The sequence below is a fragment of the Maribacter corallii genome, assembly GCF_047345415.1.
In the GTDB taxonomy this organism is placed as follows: domain Bacteria; phylum Bacteroidota; class Bacteroidia; order Flavobacteriales; family Flavobacteriaceae; genus Maribacter_C.
The window spans coordinates 215894-238427 of the sequence record NZ_JBLFEP010000004.1 but is presented as its reverse complement, the minus strand read 5'-3'; the positions used below and the strand labels follow the sequence as shown (position 1 = coordinate 238427).

Here is a 22534-nt window from a genome sequence, read left to right as displayed (position 1 = left end):
AATATAAAAGAGAAAAAAATGAAAAAGTATCCTGTAAATGCCATGATGGTGGAGTCCCCTACGCTCGCTATCGTCCAAAGGCAAAATATAATGAGTCCAATGAAATGGGTCGGTATGGCAATTACTGCCTTATTCTTGATGTTCTTGGGAGTTCAAAACCTGAGCGCGCAGTCCTTTGGACAAAGTAACTTGAACTTTGATGGAAACGGAGGAGTGAACAACGGTACATCACTGATGTATGGTCCTGATGGGCGACTCTATGTGTTGAGTCTAAATGGAACCATAGACATTTTCACAGTTCAAAAGAACGGTAACAATGACTATGTGGTTACCGCTTCGGAAGAGTTATTGGATGTCAAAAATATTCCAAACCATAACGATGATGGTAGTAATACCAGTGGTGACTCAAGGGAAGCAACCGGTTTGACCGTGGCAGGAACAGCGACAAATCCTATAATGTATGTTACGTCAAGTGATTCAAGGGTAGGTGGGCCAGCTGGAGACAAAAACTTGGATACCAATTCAGGGGTCATCACCAGATTGACCTGGACCGGAAGTGAATGGGACGTTGTCGATATCGTACGCGGATTACCGAGGTCAGAGGAAAATCATGCCACTAATGGTCTTGAATTCGTGACCATCGGTACCACGGACTTCTTGATTGTTGCCAGTGGTGGCCATGCGAATGCGGGTGCCCCTTCGGACAATTTTGCATGGACTACGGAGTATGCACTTTCAGCGGCAGTTCTTTCGGTCAATTTGACCATGCTTGAGGCCATAACGCCAATGCTCGATGGAGGACGAAAGTATCTTTATGATTTGCCTACACTTGATGATCCCACAAGGCCCAACGTTGGCCCTGAAGATCCTGATGCGGGTGGTTATACCGGTATTGACGTGAACGACCCATGGGGAGGTAACGATGGGCTGAACCAAGCCATGATCGTTGAAGGCGGGCCAGTACAGATTTTTTCCGCAGGTTACCGTAACAGTTATGACTTGGCCGTCACGGAAAGTGGCGCCGTATATGTGACCGACAATGGAGCCAATGGTGGATGGGGCGGTTTGCCGGAAGGTGAAGGTACCGCCAATGTAACCAACAATTACAATCCGGCAGAACCAGGTAGCAGTTCCCCCGTAGATGGTGAGCAGGTGGATAATCAAGATCATCTGTCTCTGGTGACCACTGACATTCAGAATTATAACTTCGGCAGTTTCTATGGAGGACATCCAGCTCCGATTCGAGCAAACCCGGAAGGTGCTGGTCTGTATACAAACCCTTCGGAAAACAATACCGTTGGGGCAGTATTCAGAACTAAAAAATATGACCCCACTGGCACTAAAGACCCAAATATCTATACCTCAGATGCGAGTATTGCCCTTCCAGCAAACTGGCCTCCGGTGCCTGTAGGATTGGCAGATGTGCGTCAAGGCGATTGGAGAGGTCCTACCGTATTCAATCCAGATGGCCCGCAAGACGTTCTTGTTACTACATGGCAGAACAACAGTAATGGGATAGATGAGTACACCTCGACTATTTTTACAGGTGAGGAAAGTATGGTCGGTGACCTTATCGTAGGACGAAATAGCAATAACGTTAAAAGTTTGCACCGTGTGGAGCTTCAACCAGATGGTAGTTTGGAAAACTTGACTCAAAATTTTATCTCTAACCTTGGAGGTAATCCTCTTGGAATTACCTGTAATAGTGATACCGATCCCTTTCCAGGAACGATTTGGGTGGCTACCTTTAATGGTACCATTAAAATTTTTGAGCCGGAACCTAATATCATTTGTATCGATCCCACGGATCCCTTATTTGTTGAAACCGATGATACGGACCTTGATGGCTACGCGAATCTAGATGAAGTTCAAAATGGTGTTGATCATTGTAACGGTGGTGCACAGCCCACAGACTTTGATAAAGATGCAGGAGGAACATTAGTATCCGATTTAAATGATACGGATGATGACAATGACGGAATTCTTGATAAGGACGACGTGTTTCAATTGGGTGACCCTACGGACTCCGGAAGCGACGCTTTTGATTTACCGGTATTGAACGATCTCTTATCGGATAACCCAGTACTCAAAGGAATTTCAGGACTCGGTATGACCGGATTTATGAACAACGGAGCACCTAATCCGAACTGGCTTGATTGGCTGGATGTCCTTGGAGCAGGCCCGAATCCGAACGATATTGTCGGAGGCGCAGTTGGTGCGATGACCTTACAGATGACCGATGGCACGGCGCTTGGCACGACAAATGATCAAGATAAGGGCTACCAATATGGCGTCAATGTCGATCAATCCTTAACTAGTTTTACGGTCGAAGGGCGTTTGCTGAATTTTACTGACCCCCTTCAACTATATGGCTCTTCCGCTCCGACGAATGGTGAGCTTGGCTTATTCATCGGGGATGGTACCCAGAGCAATTATATCAAATTTGTGGTCAACCAGACAGGTTTACAAGCGTTGCAAGAGATTAATGATGTACCGCAGGCACCCATCGAATTGGCCCTAGCTCCAGGGGATCGACCTAATGGCAGCATGACGATTTTCTTTACAATCGATCCAGCCACTGGTATTGTGACCTTGCAATATAAAATTAACGGGGGAACGATGCAGACCTTGGGTGACATTACGGCTCAAGGGGCAGTACTCAATGCGATACAACAAAGCAACAATCCCTTGGCTGTAGGTTTGATCGGTTCTTCGAATACCGTTGGAGCGGAAGTGGAAGGAACTTGGGATTACTTATACGTACAAGCCAGCCAGCCTACGATTCAACAGCCCATACCCGATTCTAGCTTTTTGGTTGGGGAAACGGCTACGTCTTACTCTTTGGATGAGTATTTCAGTGATGATGGGGGTGACGCGAATCTTGTGTATTCTGTATTCTCGAATACAAATGTATTGTTCGATCCACAGGTCAATAACAATATTTTGGATGTTTCCTTACCTAATGAAGCAGCTACCACGGAAATTACTATTCGCGCCACGGATGGAGCAGGTCTTTTCGTTGATCAGACCTTTACGGTTACTATTAGTGATGAGCCCATACCCATTATACGAATTCGTGCCAATGGAGCGTCGATTACGGCTACGGATGCACCGAATCCAAATTGGCAAGGCATTACCGCCACCGGAGCACAATCCGGAACGTCAAATGGTATTGGTTACAGTGTGAATGGCGGAAATCATTCTACACACAATATTGCGGGTAGGGACGCTTCTCTACCGGACTACGTGCCACAGGCTATTTTTGCCAATGAGCGCTGGGATCCCCCTGCAGGTGCCGAGATGTTGTGGAATTTTACGCTTCCCGATGGTGATTATTTCGTGCGTTTGTATATGGGCAATGGTTTTGATGGTACGTCCACTGTTGGAACCCGTGTTTTTGATATTTCAATCGAAGGGGTACTCGTACAAAATGATATTGATTTGATTACCGAGTTCGGTGATGACACAGGAGGTATGAAAGAATACCAGGTTACGGCAACTGGTGGTGACCTCACTATTCTTTTCGAACATGTAGTTGAAAACCCATTGATCAACGGAATCGAGATCCTGAGCTTAGGTGGAACCTTTACCCCCCCATTGGCGGTTGATGCGATACCGAACCAAGCCAGCAGCGTAGGTGCTTTGGTGAATCTCGATATTATCAATGCCTCAGGCGGAGACAGCAATGAGAACTTCATGTATTCCGCTACCGGCCTGCCTCCGGGATTAGAGATAGAACCTACCACAGGAAATATTAACGGAACAATTGAAGCAAATGCAGACGCAGGCAGTCCGTATACGGTAGAGATTACCGTAGACAAAACTTCCAGTGATGCAGTGAGTACTACCTTTTCTTGGACTGTCAATGATGGTTCAAATCCAGGAGGGGTAGTGTATCGTGTGAATACCGGAGGGGGTCTGACCTCTTCAAACGATAGTTCACCCGTAGCTTGGGAAGAAGATCAAAAATCTGCGGGCAGCCCAGGAAACATAGGAGGTAATGCAGTAACCGGAACGCCCTCTCCCTATGTGAATTTCGCTACCCAAGATTTGACTTTTGGAGCTGATTTACCAGGAGGGTTCGTGAATTCCACAGGTTACCCGAATGCGTTATTCGCTACGGAACGCTATAATTCCAATCCGGTACCGGATAATATGAAGTGGAGTTTCCCCACCGGTAATGGCACTTTTCAAGTAAATCTATTGTTCAATGAAAATTGGGCGAATGAAAATGCCGAAACAGCGAATAACCGAATCTTCGATGTTGAAATAGAAGGTGCGCTTGTTCTGGATAATTACCGTCCTTCCGTCGATGGTTCTGAAACGAATATTGCGAAAGTTGAGTCTTTTCAGACTATTGTAGATGATGGTACCTTGAATATAGACTTTATACAAATTAACCAGAATCCCGCGATTAAGGGAATCGAGATTATTGCTGCGGCACCACCAGTTAATGACGAATGGACTGCACAAACCGATGATGAAAACCATACGGCAAGGCATGAATGTTCTTTTGTTCAGGCCGGCGATAAGTTTTATCTGTTCGGTGGTAGGGAGAACCCAGCTGATTTGGACGTTTACGATTATCAATCGAAAACTTGGAGTACTATAGGATCTTCGGCACCTTCCGATTTCAATCACTTTCAGGCAGTGGAATACAACGGTCTGATTTGGGTTATTGGAGCCTTTAAGGATAATGATTTCCCGAATGAGGTACCTGCCGATTTTGTATGGACTTACAACCCGGCAACGGATGATTGGGTACAAGGGCCTGCGGTGCCAAATGCTCGAAAAAGAGGATCTGCCGGTCTTGTGATGTACAATAACAAGTTCTATGTCATTGCAGGGAATGCAGACGGTCACGATGGACAATATGTGCCGTGGTTTGATGAGTTTGATCCGGCTACCGGTATTTGGACTACATTGGCCGATGCTCCACGAGCACGGGATCACTTTCACGCCGGAGTCATAGACGATAAATTATATGTTGCTGGTGGACGTCTTTCTGGAGGACCTGGTGGAACGTTTAGTCCACTTATTGCGGAAGTCGATGTTTTCGATTTTTCTGCTGGAACCTGGTCTACTTTACCAGCCGGGCAGAATATACCGACCCCAAGAGCAGCCGCTTCGGTAGCCGTTTTCCAAGATGAGTTGTATGTTATTGGAGGCGAAATCGAAAATGATCTTGATGGTAATCTTGTAGATGATGCGGTTACAACAACAGAATCTTTTAATCCCGCTACAGGGAATTGGACCTCTAGGGCCGACTTAATCACCGAAAGACATGGCACACAAGCTATTGTATCAGGGAACGGCATACATGTTACTGCCGGTTCGAGCTCTAAAGGCGGTGGAGGTACTATGAAGAACATGGAGTTCTTTGGTACAGATAACCCACAAGGTACTCCGTTGGTTGCAGGCGTGCTAACATTACCTGCTGACATCACTGTCCCTACGGGAGGTACGGAAACGGTTTCAATAACCCATTCCAGTGGTAACGCGGCGGTGATTATTACAAGTATACAATTAGGTGGAACCAATGCAAGTGAGTTTTCGATTTCTTCGAATACAGGATTTGGTCTAATTAATCCGGGAGAGACGGTATCCGTTTCAATAGTGCATACGGGATCTTCCCAAGGCGAAACGGCTAGTTTAGTAGTGGCTTATGATGACGGAAAAAGTGTGAACTCTCCAATAGTTTCTGGGGAAGCCATAGATGCGGTACTCTACCGTATCAATGCTGGAGGTGCCTTGGTGGTGGACGCAGCGGGCGACTTCGAAGAAGATCAAAGTGCTGCCAGTGCTGGAGGATCTGCAAATACGGGAACACCTTCGCCATACGTCAATACTGTAGCTCCAGCTGTGGATAATACTTTTGGTTCAAACGCCGCATTGGCGCAAAATACCACGGGCTATCCGGATGCAGTTTTCCAGACAGAACGCTGGAGCGATGCGGCCAATCCGAACAATATGAATTGGAGCTTCCCGACAGGGGATGGCACCTTTCGTGTAAACCTTTTGTTCAATGAGAACTGGGCGGACGAAAACGCAGCACCGGCCAATAATCGTATTTTCGATGTTGAAATCGAAGACGTCCTGGTTTTGGATGATTATCGTCCATCAGGAGACGGTTCCGATGTAAATATCGCCAAAGTCGAGTCTTTCTTGGCCATTGTAAATGACGGTACATTGAATATTGATTTTATCAAAGGGAATCAAAATCCAGCGATAAAAGGAATTGAAATCCTAAGTGTTACCCCGACAACGGGAGGAGGTCCCTTAGTGACCAATCCTGGTGCTCAAGTGAGCGTTGAAGGAGATGTGATCAATTTGCCGATTGTGGCGCTCGATGGAACAAGTCCGCCTTGTGGGCCATTGACATACACTGCTGAAAATCTTCCGGAAAATCTGACAATCGATGAGACGACCGGAGTAATTTCAGGCACCTTGCTTGAAGGTACCGGTAGTGGAACCGCTGGGGCCTTTATTGAAGAAAATGGTCTGGTGGTCATCGAAATGGAGTCTACTGATAATTTGCCGGGCAGTTGGGTAAATGCTGCAAATGCGACTTCTCCAAACATTACGAGCCCAGAAAACGCCACAGGCGATGATTTTATCGTTTGGGAAGCAGGACAGTTTCTAGGTCAAACAGGTGTCTCAACTATTACCTATCCGGTAGAAATAACCACCACGGGTGTCTATCAATTCAAATGGCGGACCCAAGTGGGGAACGGCACCAGTTCTACGGATCACAATGATACTTGGTTGAAAATCGAAGGGGATGCCTTTTATGGACAAAAAGGTAATGGGAGTAGTATTGTCTGTCCAAAAGGATTCAATGGAAGTACGAATGATTGTACGGGGAATGCGCCCCAAGGTGCTGGAGGAAATGGCTGGTTCAAGGTCTTCTCAAGTGGTTCAACGAACTGGACATGGTCCACGTTGACCAGTGACAATGATGGACATCAAATATTCGCTCGTTTTGACAATCCGGGTACATACAATATATTGATTTCGGTTCGCTCGAGTAATCATGCGTTGGATCGAATGGTCTTGGCCCACTCAGGTTTTAGTGGTAATGAACAAAACCTTTCCCTTCCCGAGTCAGAGAGAGCTGTCGGGCAGGTACAGGGTGCTTCTGCCGATAGCCCGTATGATGTTATCGTCAATGTTGCCGATGCTTGTGATCCTCAAGGCACTACCCAGGTAGAATTTACTTGGAACGTTACCGCCACCGAAATTGGAAATCCTTCGGCAACTGTGGGAGTTACTACGGGTAGCGGCCTCACTTCATCCACTTTTGGAAACAATTCTTTTGTAATCCAGAATACGGGTGATGATGAAATTGTGAATGTTACCTTGGATATGACCTCAGGGTTTATGAAAGATGTGGTTTTCGATCCGGTAGGTACTGCAGGCGATTCTACTGCAAAATGTCTTTCTGCTGGTTCGAACCCAGGAGGACCTGTAGGTCTTACCGCCGGGGCTGATGGAAGCGGGCAAGATGATTGTGTGGACATCTTCACGCAATTTCACAATGGAATCGATGATGAAGAAGGGTATGATATCATGAGTCTTGATTTTACGGATTTCAATCCTGGTGAGACCTTTAGTTTTGGGGTGGATATGGATCCTACAACTATAAAAGGAGATTTAACGGCTGGTGATGCGGGATCGATTTCCGGATTTGAACTGATTGGCGCTACCATTAGTATTCAATTTGCAAGTGGTGTTGTATATACCTCAAGTTTATTCGATGAGGGGTCATTGGGCGGTTCCGATGTGATCATCAATGGGGATAGTAATGCATTGATCGCTCCATCTATTCTCGTTGACGGACTGGCTACCTCACGCTTGGTTACGGACGCCAATCACTTGGTAGAGGTAACGGGTTCACCGAATAGTTCAATCACCCTTCTACGAGTAGATGGACGTTTGTATATAGATCCGGGTAATCCGAGTGTTGGGTATGATATCGATTTATTCGAGGCCAACCAGGCCTTAGCCAAAGAACTGTACACCGTACAATTGGGTCCTTCAGGTGTTGCGAACATACCCGTGACCCTAACCCAGACCCCAGGGGCAACCAACACTCCAGATGGTGGATTGAACCATTTTATTGCCGTGGTCAACGGACCGAATGGGGAAAACAGTATAGCCTCTAATGTCATTGTCTTGGAATATGATCCCGATGCCATAATAGGTCCGGCCGTGTTGATCGAGATGACACCAGGAGCCGATTTGGATACCAGTACGTTTACGGCTGGAAGCATGCAAATTACCAACAATTCTTCAGGAGCCCTGCAGATTACCAATGTCACCATTGACCTTAGTACGGGTATCTTACCAGATATGGTATTCGATCCGTTAGGTAATGGTGGTGACGCTACGGCCAAGTGTTTCGAGGCCAGTACAGGCGCAACGGCTGTAGGTTTAGTAGTGCCTACTGATCCTTGCGCTACACCATTCTCGCAACCTAGAAACGGAGGTTTTGATGTGATGAGTATCGACTTTAAGGAGTTTGACCCAGGTGAGATTTTCACCTTTGCTACGGATATCGATCCAAACAGTATTCAAGCGGTGCCCGGAGCAGGAGCAGCGGGATCGGTTTCCGGTTTTGAAGTGGTGGGCGCAACGGTGACCATATCCTTTAGTGATGGTTCCAATTTGACGACGAGTATATATGAGGATGGTTCCTTGGGTGGAGGCCAGGCCATAGCGGCTCTTGACACTCCTGTGACCCCATCCATTTCGGTTGTTGGAACTGGAGTCGGGCCGGCAACGGTCAATAGCTTAAATCAAGTCGTAACCGTGACCGGAACCCCTGGAGATGTAGTTTCCTTGATGGTCGTTGATTCGAGATTGTATATCGCGCAAGGAGGTGATCCGTTTAATGTTCCTGATCCGACATACTACGCCAATGAAGCCATGGCAAAAAGTCTTTATACAGGGTTGATCGGCACTGGAGGTTCTGTGGATATTCCTATTGAGCTATTACAGACCTCGTTCGGTAACGGTACTCCCGATGGTGGGTTGAATCAGTTGGTGGCAGTGACGTCTTCCGGGGCGTATGCACCAGATAAACCTGTCAGTAATACTTCAAATGTCGTGACGTTATTGTATGATCCAAATGCGGTCGATACCGGTGATTTGACCCTTTCCTACACCATGCAAGGAAGAACTGACCTAACGACCGAGATGACCGTTGAGGTATATGAGCAAGGAGCATCGGTTCCTAGTTATCAATTTACGCCTACGGGAAGCGCTGGAGGTGAGGTAACGGTTTCCGGTATTGAAGCGGGCACTTATGAAGTGGCTGTTAAAGTATCCAATTACTTACAACGGGTGACCACAGTTACCATCGTGGCTGGTGCCAACACGGCGTCGGTAGCCGAGCTAAGGGCGGGAGATGCTAATAACGATAACTTTGTAACGCTTCAAGACTTTTCGATTTTGGCGGGTACGTTTAATCTACAGGAAGGAGGAGCCGGCTATGACCCTCGCGCCGATTTTAATGGAGATGGTTTTGTGACCTTGGTCGACTTCTCATTGTTGGCCTCTAATTTCAATACCCAAGGTGAGGAAGTCCCCTAAATAAAACTTAAATTTATTCAAATAAGAAAGCCCCTTGCATCATGTGCAAGGGGCTTCTTATATCATTAAGCTTCATCCTCTTTTGATTAGCTTTTTTTGTTTTGGGCTTTCTTTCTTTTTCGTATTTCCGGGAAATACCAAACTGGTACTTGAATAGGTGGTGCCAAATGTCGCCGCTGCCGAATAGACTTGGTCGATGGCATCCAATACCTGATGGTCCGATAGTTCTTTCAACGGATGGATGAACACTGACCAAATGATCTCATCGCTCAAAGCGTATTTCACATCCAGGGCGGAGTGGAAGTTGGCTACGAGCATATTCAGTAGTTGTTCTTCTTCAAGTTCCTTTGTTTCGATAATCGGAGTGATGATGCGCATACGGTTGGCATTGGCATCATAAACACAGATCAAAGGGGTCTCTTGATATAGAAACTGAATGGAATTGCCATTGACCATTAAAGTATCGGATACCTGTGAAATGAGTTCCTGAAGTTTTTCAGGTGACATCGTTTGGGCCTTCAGATGTGATATGTGAACAACTGAGAAAAATATAAAAAGGAATAGGAATTTACGCATAAGGAATTCTTTACGGATTAAGTCGTTCGATGACAGCCTTATTTACAAAACCCCTTTTCCAATCGATTATTGTAAATGCGTTTGGTCTGAATACCATTAATCGAAAGAATCATGCACTTTATCGATGAAGCAAGGCAATACAGGCGTTATAAAGCCGTTATCTATGGAAGTTTATTTTGATTTTGAGTCCATGCATTTGGTTGTTGAGAGGTCCCTGACTTGTTTGAAGTGACTCAATTTAGAAGAGTTTAGTTGCAACAAGAAGGTGACATCGATGTCATGAGGTTTTAGGCATATGAGCCACATGTTGTATCTGTAAATGTTTTACAACGATATATTCCGTAAATCGTCTAGTTAAAGCTATGGTCTCAGGATCATTTAAGTACTTCGCTATGATTTGTAAGAAATTAATGTTCTTTTTGTCGCATAAAAACCAAATCAATATGAAAAGCTCCTTCCTAAGTTTTAAATGTAAAAATATTTCTTTCCCATTTTCAACGGAGTTTTCTAAGCAGACTTTTTTCGGTTTTTAGCAAGATTTTGTTCTACCTATTTTTTTTAACCACCCATTCGGGGCACACAGCCTCTCATCAATTATTATTTATGAAAAAAATTACGTTACTTTTTTTTAGTTTTCTTTTTTCCGTTGGTCTATTTTCCCAAGATCCTACAATCACCAGTTTTACCTTAGTTAACGCTGATAGCAATGACGATATCTTAGAAATCTCAGAGGGTACGGAGATCAATTTATTGGAGTATCCGGGCGTTGAATTCAATATCCGGGCGAATACTTCGAACGAAGTAAAAAGTGTTCGCCTAAAACTGACGGGTACCTTGACCAATACAATGACAGAAAGTGCTGCACCGTACGCCCTATATGGGGATTTTCCAGCAGGAGATTATGAGGGTCAAGTATTTCCGGAAGGCTCGTATACGTTATTAGGAGTTCCTTTTTCAGAAGTAAGTGGAGGTGGAATCAAAGGCCAACGTCTTCTTATCAACTTCAAGATGGTTGAAATACCCATACAGCGGCCATTTATAACTACTTGGAAAACAGATAATCCCGGAGCTTCTGGTGACAACCAGATAACGATTCCCACGAAGAATGATATGGTGTATGATTATTCGGTGGATTGGGGTGATGGTACACAAAGCACCGGAGTCAGTGGGGATATAACACATACCTATGTCACACCGGGAATCTATCGGGTTTCCATTTTTGGGAGCTTCCCTAGAATATGGTTTGGCGGTAATGGATCGGAAATTTCCGATCGACCTGGGGATGCACACAAGATTTTGGAAGTGAATAGTTGGGGCGATATTGAGTGGAAAACCTTTGCGGCGGCCTTTAGTTCTTGTGAGAATTTGGATATCGTTGCCCAAGATATTCCTGATCTCACTAATGTTGATTCTTTTTCGGCGGCTTTTGCTTCCTGCTCGAATCTTGTTGGGAATGAATATTTCAATGATTGGAATATGGAAAACGTTGTAGATATTTCATACATGTTTTATAGAGCAGGTTCATTCAATCAGGATGTCGGTGCTTGGGATTTAAGAAATGTGGATGAAATGAACGATATGTTCGCCTATGCTTCTTCCTTTAATCAAGATATTGGCGCATGGAGATTTCCGAAAGTGAGAAGTTTAGACAGTGTTTTTGAACGCGCTACTAACTTTAACGGGCAAATTGGAGATTGGGATGTAAGCAACATAGAGGCACTAATTGATTTGTTCTCCCATGCCTATGCATTTAATCAAGATATTTCAGAGTGGGACGTTAGCAATGTAAAACACTTAGGGTATGCATTTAACGAAGCTCGATCATTCAACCAAGATCTTTCTAGGTGGAATGTAAGTCGAGCGGAATCGATGTCACACATGTTTTCGGGAGCGTTGGCCTTTGATCAGGATCTCAGTGAATGGAATGTTCAAAATGTCTTTAGAATGCCTAGCATGTTAAATCGGGTAAAGCTTTCTCAGGACAACTATGACAAACTTTTAATGGGTTGGGGCGCCTTGCCAAACCTAAAAAGAGATGTGGATTTTGGTGCCGGAATCAGTGAGTATTGCGATGGTGAAAACGCTAGACAGAATTTGATTGATAATTGGGGTTGGCAAATTACCGATGGAGGAAAGTCTTGCAATTCAGGCCTCTATGTAGAAGGAGTTATGTTAATAGATGCCCAAAATAATCAACCTGTGTACAGGCTGCGAGACAACATGCAGATCATTTCAGGTTCATTACCTTCAGATTTGTTGAATTTTGAGATAATCACTTCCACAAATGTAGAAAGTGTAAAAATAGAACTAAGCGATGGAGCCAATATCGTTCAGACGAGTAATGAGTTACCATATACACTATTCGGGACAAATGAATCTGATTATTTGGGTAGCACTTTGGAAAATGGAAATTATACCTTAAAAGTAACGCCTTTTGCGGAAGATGGATTGACAGGTAGTGAAGGAAATCCATTGGTTTTGAATTTCAAAATTTTGGATAGTGTGCCAAGGGCGTTTGTCATGAGAATTAAAACCGACAATCCGGGTACTTCTGATGATCGAACCTTCTCGATTAAGACTACTCCTGGGGAGTCAGCATATTACGATGTGGACTGGGGTGCCGGTTCTATTTACGGAGGTGTTTCCGGGAATACAAGTTATAGATATCAGCAACCCGGAACTTACACCATTAAAATAACAGGTGATTTTCCCGGTATTGATTTCGAGAATAATGGGGATGCCCAAAAATTACTTTCAGTGGACCAATGGGGCGATATTGATTGGGAATCAATGGAAGGAGCATTCGCCGGCTGTAGAAATATGGAAGTTTTGGCTCAAGATATTCCAGATCTTTCGAATGTGGAAAGTGCTGCTAGAATGTTTGCGTATTGTTCAAATTTGGTCGGAAACGAAACCTTCAAAGACTGGGAGACAAAAACCCTTCAAGACATGTCCAGTATGTTTTTTGAGGCAGATTCTTTCGATCAGAATATAAGTCAATGGAGCACATCAAATGTAACTGATTTTTCAGGAACGTTTTACAGAGCCGTTGCTTTCGACCAAAATTTGGGTAACTGGAGTGTCGGTAAAACCACATCCATGTCGAATATGTTTTTCCAGTCAGGTATGTCTACGTCAAATTACGATTCGACCTTAATTGGTTGGAGTGCTCAAGAACTTCAAAATGGCGTAACCCTTGATGCTGGAGACAGTCAATACTGCTTGAGTGAAGCCGCCCGAGAAAATATTATTGACACATACGGTTGGATTATAAATGATGCTGGTTTAAGGTGTGCAAACGGACCTGTAATAGTTTCCTTAAACCCTGCCGATAACGCTGTTGAGGTGCCTTTAGATTCTCAAATCTCATTCACTTTTGACAAACCTGTTCAAAAAGGATCGGGAGATGTAATTTGGGTGGATGATTCCAATGTTGGAGAATTGGGTAGCAGAATTATTGTAACTGCTATTTCTTACATCAATGGTAGTACGGTAACCATTCCTAGGGGTGGTGGTTTAAACCCAAATGTGAGCTATCATTTAGAAATTGAAGATGATGCTTTTCAAGATTTGTCAGGCAATTCTTTTGTTGGGTTTAATGATGCTACGACTTGGAATTTTTCAACGATCAGTACAGAAGATCAAGATGATCCTCAGCTGGTTGCCTTAAGTCCAATGGACAATGCTACAGACGTCGATATTGATTCAAGTTTTGTTTTAACATTCGATGAGCCTGTTCAGGCTGCTGTAGGGTGGATATATTTATGGGAAAGGGGTACTCAAGCAAATGGACCAACCCAAAGTTTAGCTGTACCTAATTCAAATGTCATATTTAATGATAATACAGTTACGATTAATTTTCCTGAACGACTTAAGTATGATACGGAGTATAATCTTCAGATAAACTATAATGTAATCGAAGACTTATCTGGGAATGATTTTATGGGCACTTCAGGAGATGAATACAATTTTAAGACAAAAATTGGTTTTTTCCCTTTTATCACTACCTGGAAAACGGACAACCCTGGTAGTTCGGAAGATAATCAAATCACCATACCGACTTTTGAAGGTGAAGTATATAACTATGCCGTGGATTGGGGCGATGGTACTTCTAATTCCGGGGTTACGGGTGATATCACGCATACATATGAGTCCTCTGGTACGTATCAGGTTTCAATTTCAGGAGAATTTCCGGGAATTTCCTTTTTTAGTTTGAATGGTGAAAAGGACAATGAAAAACTTCTGTTTGTTAATCAATGGGGTGATATTGAGTGGAAATCAATGGTGTTTGCATTTATGGAATGTTCTAAAATGGATGTAGTAGCTACGGATATCCCAAATTTATCTAACGTAACAAGCTTGCATAGTATGTTTTTGGGAACATCATCTTTAGTATATAATCAGAGCATTAATGATTGGGATTTATCATCTATTACAAATACGGATCAAATGTTCAGTCTATCGACTCAATTTGACCAGCCAATAGGTAATTGGAATGTCTCGAATGTTACGAGCATGGCTAGAATGTTTCAAGCATCAAATTTTAATCAGTCCATTGGCTCTTGGGATGTGGGCAATGTACAAAATATGGAATCTATGTTTGGCAACGCCAAATTCTTCAATCAAGATATTGGAAGTTGGAATACCGCAAGTGTCACCATTATGAACGGTGTGTTTGGTGGAGCGACATCTTTTAATCAAAATATCGGAGACTGGAATACAAGCCTTGTTAATTCAATGTTCGGAATGTTTACTGACGCAACTTCATTTAATCAAAATATAGGAAATTGGGATGTGGGTAACGTCGCTCAAATGGGGCAAATGTTTAGCAGTGCCAAGTCATTTAATCAAGATATTGGGAGTTGGGATGTCGGAAATGTAACTACGATGTCAACCATGTTCCTCGGGGCCGAGTTATTTAACCAAAATATAGGAGGCTGGGATGTCTCTCAGGTCACTGACTTTGACCGGATGTTTTTTGGCGCCACATCATTTGACCAAGATTTAGGTAAATGGAAAGTAGAGAACGCAAACAATATGAGTCAAATGTTTTTAGGCGTGGATATTTCTACCTATAATTATGATAGCTTGTTAATTGGCTGGAGTGCACAGCAACTCCAAAGCGGAGTGACATTCGATGGCGGTAACAGCCAATTCTGCCTAGCTGAAGAGGCTCGTCAAAAAATAATGGCCGATTTTGGTTGGACGATTACCGATGGTGGTAAGACAGTCGACTGTTCGGAACAAAGGCCTTTTATAACTACTTGGAAAACTGATAACCCTGGAAGTTCTGAGGACAATCAGATTACCATACTAGTGAATACTGATGAAGGCTACACCTATCACTATGCCGTAGACTGGGGCGATGGCACTTCTTCGTCTAACCTTACAGATAAGGTCGTTCATACCTATGAGAATCCAGGAATATATCAAGTATCCATTTCAGGGGACTTTCCCGCTTTTCTCCTTCAAAATGAATTTGATTTGACCACAAGGGATGATGCCCGTAAGTTAATCTCTATCGATCAATGGGGAGATATGGAATGGCTTACCATGAAAAGAGCCTTTGAATGGGGTAGTGAAATGGAAATCTTAGCGGAAGATGTTCCGAATCTAACAAGAGTAGTAAGTATGTCTAGAGTATTTGGAGGTTGTTCAATAATGCAAGGTCATCCATCAATGGGAACCTGGGATGTTTCCAATATTGAAGATATGAGCTATATGTTTGCGTCTACCCAATTTGACCAAAGTATCGAGCAATGGGATGTTTCCAAGGTTTCGGCTATGATGGGAATGTTCGCTACCACACCTTTTAATCAAGATATAACCCAATGGAACGTTGCCAATGTAACTGATATGAAAATTATGTTCAGTGGAACTAAAAATTTCGATCAGGATTTAAGTACTTGGAACATATCAAAGGTTGAGGAGATGAGTGGAATGTTTGATCAAAGTGCTCTAACAAACGAGAACTATGATAAAATCCTTATCGGATGGAGTGATCAAACCGTTCAACCGGGGGTCAGACTAGATGCCGATGCCCAGTATTGCAATGCTGAAGCAGCTCGTCAAAAACTCATCGATGATTTTGGTTGGACCATTACCGATGGAGGGAAGGCCGTAGACTGCGAAGAACCGCAACGCCCGTTTATCACCACTTGGAAAACGGATAATCCTGGAGTTTCTGAGGATAATCAAATAACCATCTATACTATTGGAGAAAATAATGATTATAACGTTGATTGGGGAGATGGTACGGTAAATACTGGGGTTAAGGGAGACATTGACCATACCTATATTTTACCTGGCACATACCAAGTTTCTATTACGGGCTCATTTCCGGGTATGTACTTTAACAATGGAGGAAATGCAAGGTTGCGAGACGATGATAAAATTATTTCCATTGATCAGTGGGGTGATATAAAATGGACTTGGCTTGGACTTGCATTCGCGGGATGTAATAATCTGGACGTAAGGGCAACAGATATTCCAGATTTTTCTCAAGGACCAAATTTGTTTGGTATGTTTTCTGAATGCACTTCATTTGTAGGAAACGAGACAATTAACTCCTGGGACATGTCTAGGGTAGATAACACCGCTTATATGTTTCATGGTGCAACCAAATTTAATCAGCCTCTTGATAATTGGGATGTTAGTGATGTTGACTTAATGTACAATATGTTCGCGTTGGCCTCAGTATTTAATCAAGACATATCTTCTTGGGATGTAAGTAATGTAAGAAATATGAACAGTATGTTCATACATGCTTCCTCAATGAACCAAGATTTGAGCAATTGGGACATTTCAAAGGTAGAGAATATGGATAGAATGTTCAATAGGTCAGGTTTGTCAAACGATAATTATGACAAAATATTGATAGGTTGGGGCGAATCCTCTTTATTAAAAGACAATGTTATGTTAGGAGCGCAGAATAATCAATATTGCCTAGCTGAAAACGCCCGTCAAAGACTCATCGATGACTTTGGTTGGATTATTACCGATAGCGGAATTTCTATGGATTGCAACCCTTGTCCGACAACAGAAATCATAATGAATACGCAACAGCAGGTTGATGATTTTGCCATAACATACGATATTGTGAATTGTACGTTTGAAGGAGGTATCCGAATTGAAGGTCCAGACATTGTTAACTTGGATGGTCTCTCAGGGTTGAGCTTTGTTGGGGGTGTTTTAAATATTGTTAATACGCAGGTCACCAATCTGGACGGACTATCTTCGGTAAGCGATGTCGGAACTTCACTATTAATTCAGAATAATGCATTGTTAGAGGATATAGATGGCCTATCTTCCATAACCTCATTGAACCAATTAAGTATCATTGAGAATGACCAACTTACCAATGTTAATGGGTTGTCTTTATTAAATTCTATCAGTAGACTTTCAATATCAGGTAATCCGTCTTTGATTGATATTGACGGGCTAAATGCGCTAACTCGGGTATTCGGGGATTTAATAATAGAAAACAACATTTCATTGCGTAGCCTTGAAGGGCTGTCCTTATTATTGGTTATCTCCGATTCTTTAATTATACGGAATAATGCCTCTTTAACAAATCTTGATGGGCTGTCATCACTGGTTATTATTGATAATGATTTGATCGTGGTATCAAATCAAGCCTTGACCAACCTAGACGGGCTATCTAATTTAGATGGTCTGGGGTCTTTCCTAACCATACAGTCCAATCCAGCACTGGAAAACGTGGATGGCCTGTCTTCAGTTACCAATATGTTTGGTTTAAGTATTATTGACAACTATATGTTGACCAATCTCGGTGGACTCACTAATGTGAACTTCATAGGTGGGGATGTGATTATTATCGGAAACCGAGCCTTATCAGATTGTGCCATTGACGCGGTCTGTGATTCGGAAACCATAGTGATGGGTGCGGTCACGATTTCGGGCAATACTGGAGCCTGTATGGATGAGACAGCTGCAAGGGCAGCCTGTACCGGAACAGTAGAGGTCAGTGCGGATCTTCTAGCCGCTACTTACCTAGAAGGTTCTAAGAACCCTAAGCCTTTGGGGCCCATTCTGCGTGTGGAGAAAGGGAATCGAGAAACCTACCTTAAATTCGATATGAGTAACATTAATGGTACTATTACCGAAGCCCGTTTAGAAATGCAAGTGGCTAGCGATCCAGGAAATGGAAACCTGCAAGTGTTTTTAGGGAGCAGCTCGGAATGGACCGAGACCGGATTGAATGGAGGAAATAAACCCATGGCTGTAGGGAATGCACTTGCTGCCATTACTGGAGGGCACACCGTAGGTCAAACCAAGGTGTGGAACCTTGACGTTGGAAGTTTATCCACGGATGATACCTTGACCTTGATTATCAAACAAAGTGGAGGCAATGATGTGGCATTTGCATCCGATGAGACAGTAAACGCACCAAAACTATTTGTTTCATACAGTACGGTTCCTGAACCGCAACGTCCATTTGTCACTACTTGGAAAACGGATAATCCCGGATTTTTAGAAGGATCGGATAATCAAATTACCATAAAAACCCATCAGGAGGAAAGTTATGCCTATACGGTACATTGGGGCGATGGTACTTCTGACTCGGGAGTTACGGGCGATATCACCCATACTTATCCAGAGGTAGGCATTTATAAGGTTTCCATTTCAGGCTCTTTTCCAAGAATTCACTTCGTGGGATTGCAGAAGATAATCGAGGTGAATCAATGGGGTTCTACAAAATGGTCAAGTATGGCGTCGGCTTTTGCAGCATGTGCATATCTGGATGTCGTGGCACTTGATGTACCGGATTTGTCAAATGTTACTGACTTAAGTGGAATGTTCGACTCATGCGCATCCTTAAAAGGAAACGATAGTTTCAATGAATGGGATACGAGTGCTGCGACCAATATGCGTGAAATGTTTGCTTTCACAAATATCTTCAACCAAGATATAGGCCGTTGGGATACAGGGTCCGTTACGAACATGAATAGAATGTTTATGTATACCATTGAATTCAATCAGAATATTGGGGCTTGGGATACTAGTTCTGTGGTGGATATGGGGGGAATGTTCATCGAGACAACCGCATTTAACCAAGATATCGGTAGTTGGGATACAAGTTCGGTCACCAATATGGATAGCCTCTTTCCTTTTGCAGTGTCCTTTAACCAAGATATCAGTGGTTGGGATACTGGTTCGGTGACGAATATGAATTCAATGTTCTATGATTCTGACGCATTTAATCAGGATATCAGCAGTTGGGACACCAGTTCGGTGGCGACTATGAATTCAATGTTTGGAGAAACCACTGTTTTTGACCAAAATCTTGGGGCTTGGGATGTCAGTTCAGTAACTTCAATGAGAAGAATATTCGGCTCCACTGCTTTATCGGTAGAGAATTATGACAAAACCTTGCAAGGTTGGAGTACGCAATCGCTTCAAAACGGAGTAGAATTTGATGGCGGTAACAGTCAATACTGCCTTGGTGAAGTGGCCCGACAAAAGTTGATCGACGATTTTGATTGGATTATTACTGATGGGGGCAAGGCCACAGATTGTAGTCTTGTTGTAGAAGGAGAAGCCGACCTGATTCATGCGACCTACCTTCAGCGAGCCAATAATCCCCAACCCAATGGTCCTTTGCTACGCGTTGAAAAGGGAATAAGAGAGACGTATCTCAAGTTTGATTTGAGCGACTTCTCCGGTTCAATAACTGAGGCCCGATTGGAGATGCAGGTAGCGAGCGACCCGGGTAACGGAACTGTTGAGGTTTTCTTGGGAAGTAATTCAAACTGGACCGAAACTGGCCTAAACGGTAGCAACAAACCACTCGGTGTAGGAGTTGCACTGGCTGCCATAGGCGGATCACATGCGGTAGGGCAGGCCAAAGTCTGGAATTTGGATGTTGCTTCTTTATCCACAGGAGGCGAACTGACCTTGATCGTGAAGCAAAGTAGTGGCAACGATATGGCCTTCGCTTCCGATGAGACCTTTAATGCGCCACGCTTGGTAGTGACTACCACCTCAATTAACACCTTGGGGTCTGGAGCAAGTCTATCGGGTATCTTAAGTTTGTCACCTAACCCGGCGGTGAACGAGGTTCGGGTATCTTTTGTATCTCCTGAGGGGGTAGAGCTCGTGAACGACATCATGGTATACGATACCACAGGAAGATTAGTACGTACGGTTTCCGCAACGGAAGCGGATATCGAAGGTGCTTTCGAAATTGATGTACGAAGCTTGCAAAGTGGAATCTATTTCATCAGAACGTATGATGAAAACGGCGTGCCCTATCAAAAGCAAATGGCGATTGAACGCTAAAACATAATCTAACTAAAAAAAAGGAGGTCCATCGACCTCCTTTTTTTGGTTATATATCGTGAAGGTTACTCCTGCATGGTATGATATACATTCTGCACATCATCGTCTTCCTCAATTTTTTCCAATAGTTTCTCCACATCTGCGGCATCTTCTTCGGAAAGTTGTTTGGTCACTTGTGGAATACGCTCAAAACCAGAAGACAATATTTCAATTTCGCGCGATTCCAATTCTTTTTGAATGGCCCCGAAACTTTCAAAAGGCGCATAGATCAGAATACCATCATCATCAACAAAAACTTCCTCTGCCCCGTAGTCGATCATTTCCAATTCAAGCTCCTCCGGGTCGATGCCCTCAGAAGGAATTCTAAAATTACAGGTATGGTCGAACATAAATTCTACCGAACCTGAAGTACCCAGGCTTCCGTTGCACTTATTAAAATAGCTGCGCACATTGGCGACTGTTCGGGTGTTGTTGTCCGTAGCGGTTTCTATCAATATGGCAATACCGTGTGGAGCATAGCCTTCAAAAAGCACTTCTTTATAGTCCCCTAGATTTTTATCGCTTGCCCGCTTAATGGCACGCTCGATATTGTCCTTGGGCATGTTTACCGCCTTGGCATTCTGTATGACCGCACGTAGTCGAGAATTGGCATCCGGGTCTGGTCCACCTTCCTTGACCGCAATAACAATGTCCTTGCCAATGCGTGTAAAGGCCTTGGACATAGCGGACCACCGTTTCATTTTACGTGCTTTTCGAAACTCAAAAGCTCTTCCCATGGTAAATCGTTATTTTAATTTGAACGATAGCAAATTTAAGAAAATCAAGTTCAAGCACAAGCAGGGTGTAAAGAATGAATTATTTCAATACTTTTCCTAACTCCTAACTCCTAACTCCTAACTCCTAACTCCTAACTCCTAACTCCTAACTCTTGAGATATCACTCCCCATCGATGATTTCCTCGATCGTATGTGCCAACTTGAAGTCTTTTTCGGTTACACCACCCGCGTCATGGGTATTCAGCCGAATATGAAGGTTTTTGTATACATTGCTCCAATCTGGGTGATGGCCTTGTTTTTCACATTCAAAAGCGATTCGCGTCATCGTGGCGAAGGCTTCTTTAAAATTGGCAAATTCGAAAGAGGTTTCAATAGCACCGTCGACATACTCCCAGCCCTCTAATTTTCCCAAATATTCATTGATTTGTTGATCTGATAGTTTTTCCATAATTCTCTTTTTGTTTCTATGTCATCATATGATGATCGATGATTTCTTGATAGCCGATCTGTAGATTCTTGGGTAACTTATTATCCTTGGGAAGAACGGCCAAATAACGCTCGTCATTCGTAGTGAAAACCCTTTTGAAAATGGGATTGAAGTTACCGATACGATCCACGACCTCTTTGATGAAGTCTTCATGATGCACCAGATCCTTGCTTCCCAAATGATAGATTCCACTTTTGTTTCGGTTGATCAAATAGTGAATCTGCTGTGTTAATTTGTCATCATTGGTTACATTGAGAATCAGATTCGGAAAGACTTCCACCGGCTCGTTATCCAAAATGAATTTCTTTATCTCTTTGATTCGTGGTGAGGCATTGCCAAAAACCATAGGTACCCTTAAGATAGCCATTTTTTTCGCAGGTAATCGCAGAAGCATGTTTTCGATCTTGATTTTCAACCGACCATAAACACTTTCCGATAGGGTCTTGTCATTTTCGTATGAGGGGTATTTACTGTAGGCATCAAATACATTGGCCGACGAAATAAAATAAAGTTTGCAGTCTCTTTTTGAGATATACTCTACCAGATGCTTATGTGCTTGTACCTGGGCAGCGAAATTTCCTCTAAGGGCCGAAATGATGAGTTGTGGGCGGACTTTATCCACCAATTCAAAAACATCATCTTCCTGCATATCGTAGCGGAAAAACTGCTGATTGTTTTCGAATGTCCTTCGAGCGGTAAAATAGGTGCCATAGGTATCGAAATAATTACAAAGTTCCTTATAAATGGCATTTCCCAAAAAACCACTTCCTCCTAAAATGAGTATTTTTTTTGCTTCCAA

Annotated in this window: 6 protein-coding genes; 2 read left to right on the top strand and 4 right to left on the bottom strand. The window is 43.4% G+C overall.

Features of this window, described 5'->3' with window-relative positions; all coding sequences use genetic code 11:
* Window positions 1-18 precede the first annotated feature (18 nt).
* A complete protein-coding gene (locus ACKWCA_RS15320) occupies window positions 19-9594 on the top strand; it encodes a malectin domain-containing carbohydrate-binding protein (RefSeq protein ID WP_413979082.1) in 9576 nt (3191 codons plus the stop codon).
* 72 nt (window positions 9595-9666) lie between these two features.
* Here ACKWCA_RS15320 and ACKWCA_RS15315 read toward each other — a convergent pair whose 3' ends face one another.
* Window positions 9667-10170, bottom strand: a complete 504-nt coding sequence (locus tag ACKWCA_RS15315) for a hypothetical protein (RefSeq protein ID WP_413979081.1) — start codon at window positions 10168-10170, stop codon at window positions 9667-9669.
* Between the two features lie 603 nt (window positions 10171-10773).
* Here ACKWCA_RS15315 and ACKWCA_RS15310 point away from each other — a divergent pair.
* Complete coding sequence (locus ACKWCA_RS15310; protein ID WP_413979080.1) at window positions 10774-20472, top strand: BspA family leucine-rich repeat surface protein; 9699 nt, start codon at window positions 10774-10776, stop codon at window positions 20470-20472.
* Window positions 20473-20537: 65 nt separating this feature from the next.
* Here ACKWCA_RS15310 and ACKWCA_RS15305 read toward each other — a convergent pair whose 3' ends face one another.
* The 3 genes from ACKWCA_RS15305 to ACKWCA_RS15295 all read right to left on the bottom strand — a co-directional run bounded on the left by ACKWCA_RS15305 (window position 20538) and on the right by ACKWCA_RS15295 (window position 22534).
* The gene (locus ACKWCA_RS15305) at window positions 20538-21248 is read right to left on the bottom strand and encodes a YebC/PmpR family DNA-binding transcriptional regulator (RefSeq protein WP_413979079.1); all 711 of its coding nucleotides are present in this window, start codon (window positions 21246-21248) and stop codon (window positions 20538-20540) included.
* Between the two features lie 160 nt (window positions 21249-21408).
* Complete coding sequence (locus ACKWCA_RS15300) at window positions 21409-21696, bottom strand: 4a-hydroxytetrahydrobiopterin dehydratase (RefSeq protein ID WP_413979078.1); 288 nt, start codon at window positions 21694-21696, stop codon at window positions 21409-21411.
* Window positions 21697-21712: 16 nt separating this feature from the next.
* A complete protein-coding gene (locus ACKWCA_RS15295; RefSeq protein WP_413979077.1) occupies window positions 21713-22534 on the bottom strand; it encodes a sugar nucleotide-binding protein in 822 nt (273 codons plus the stop codon).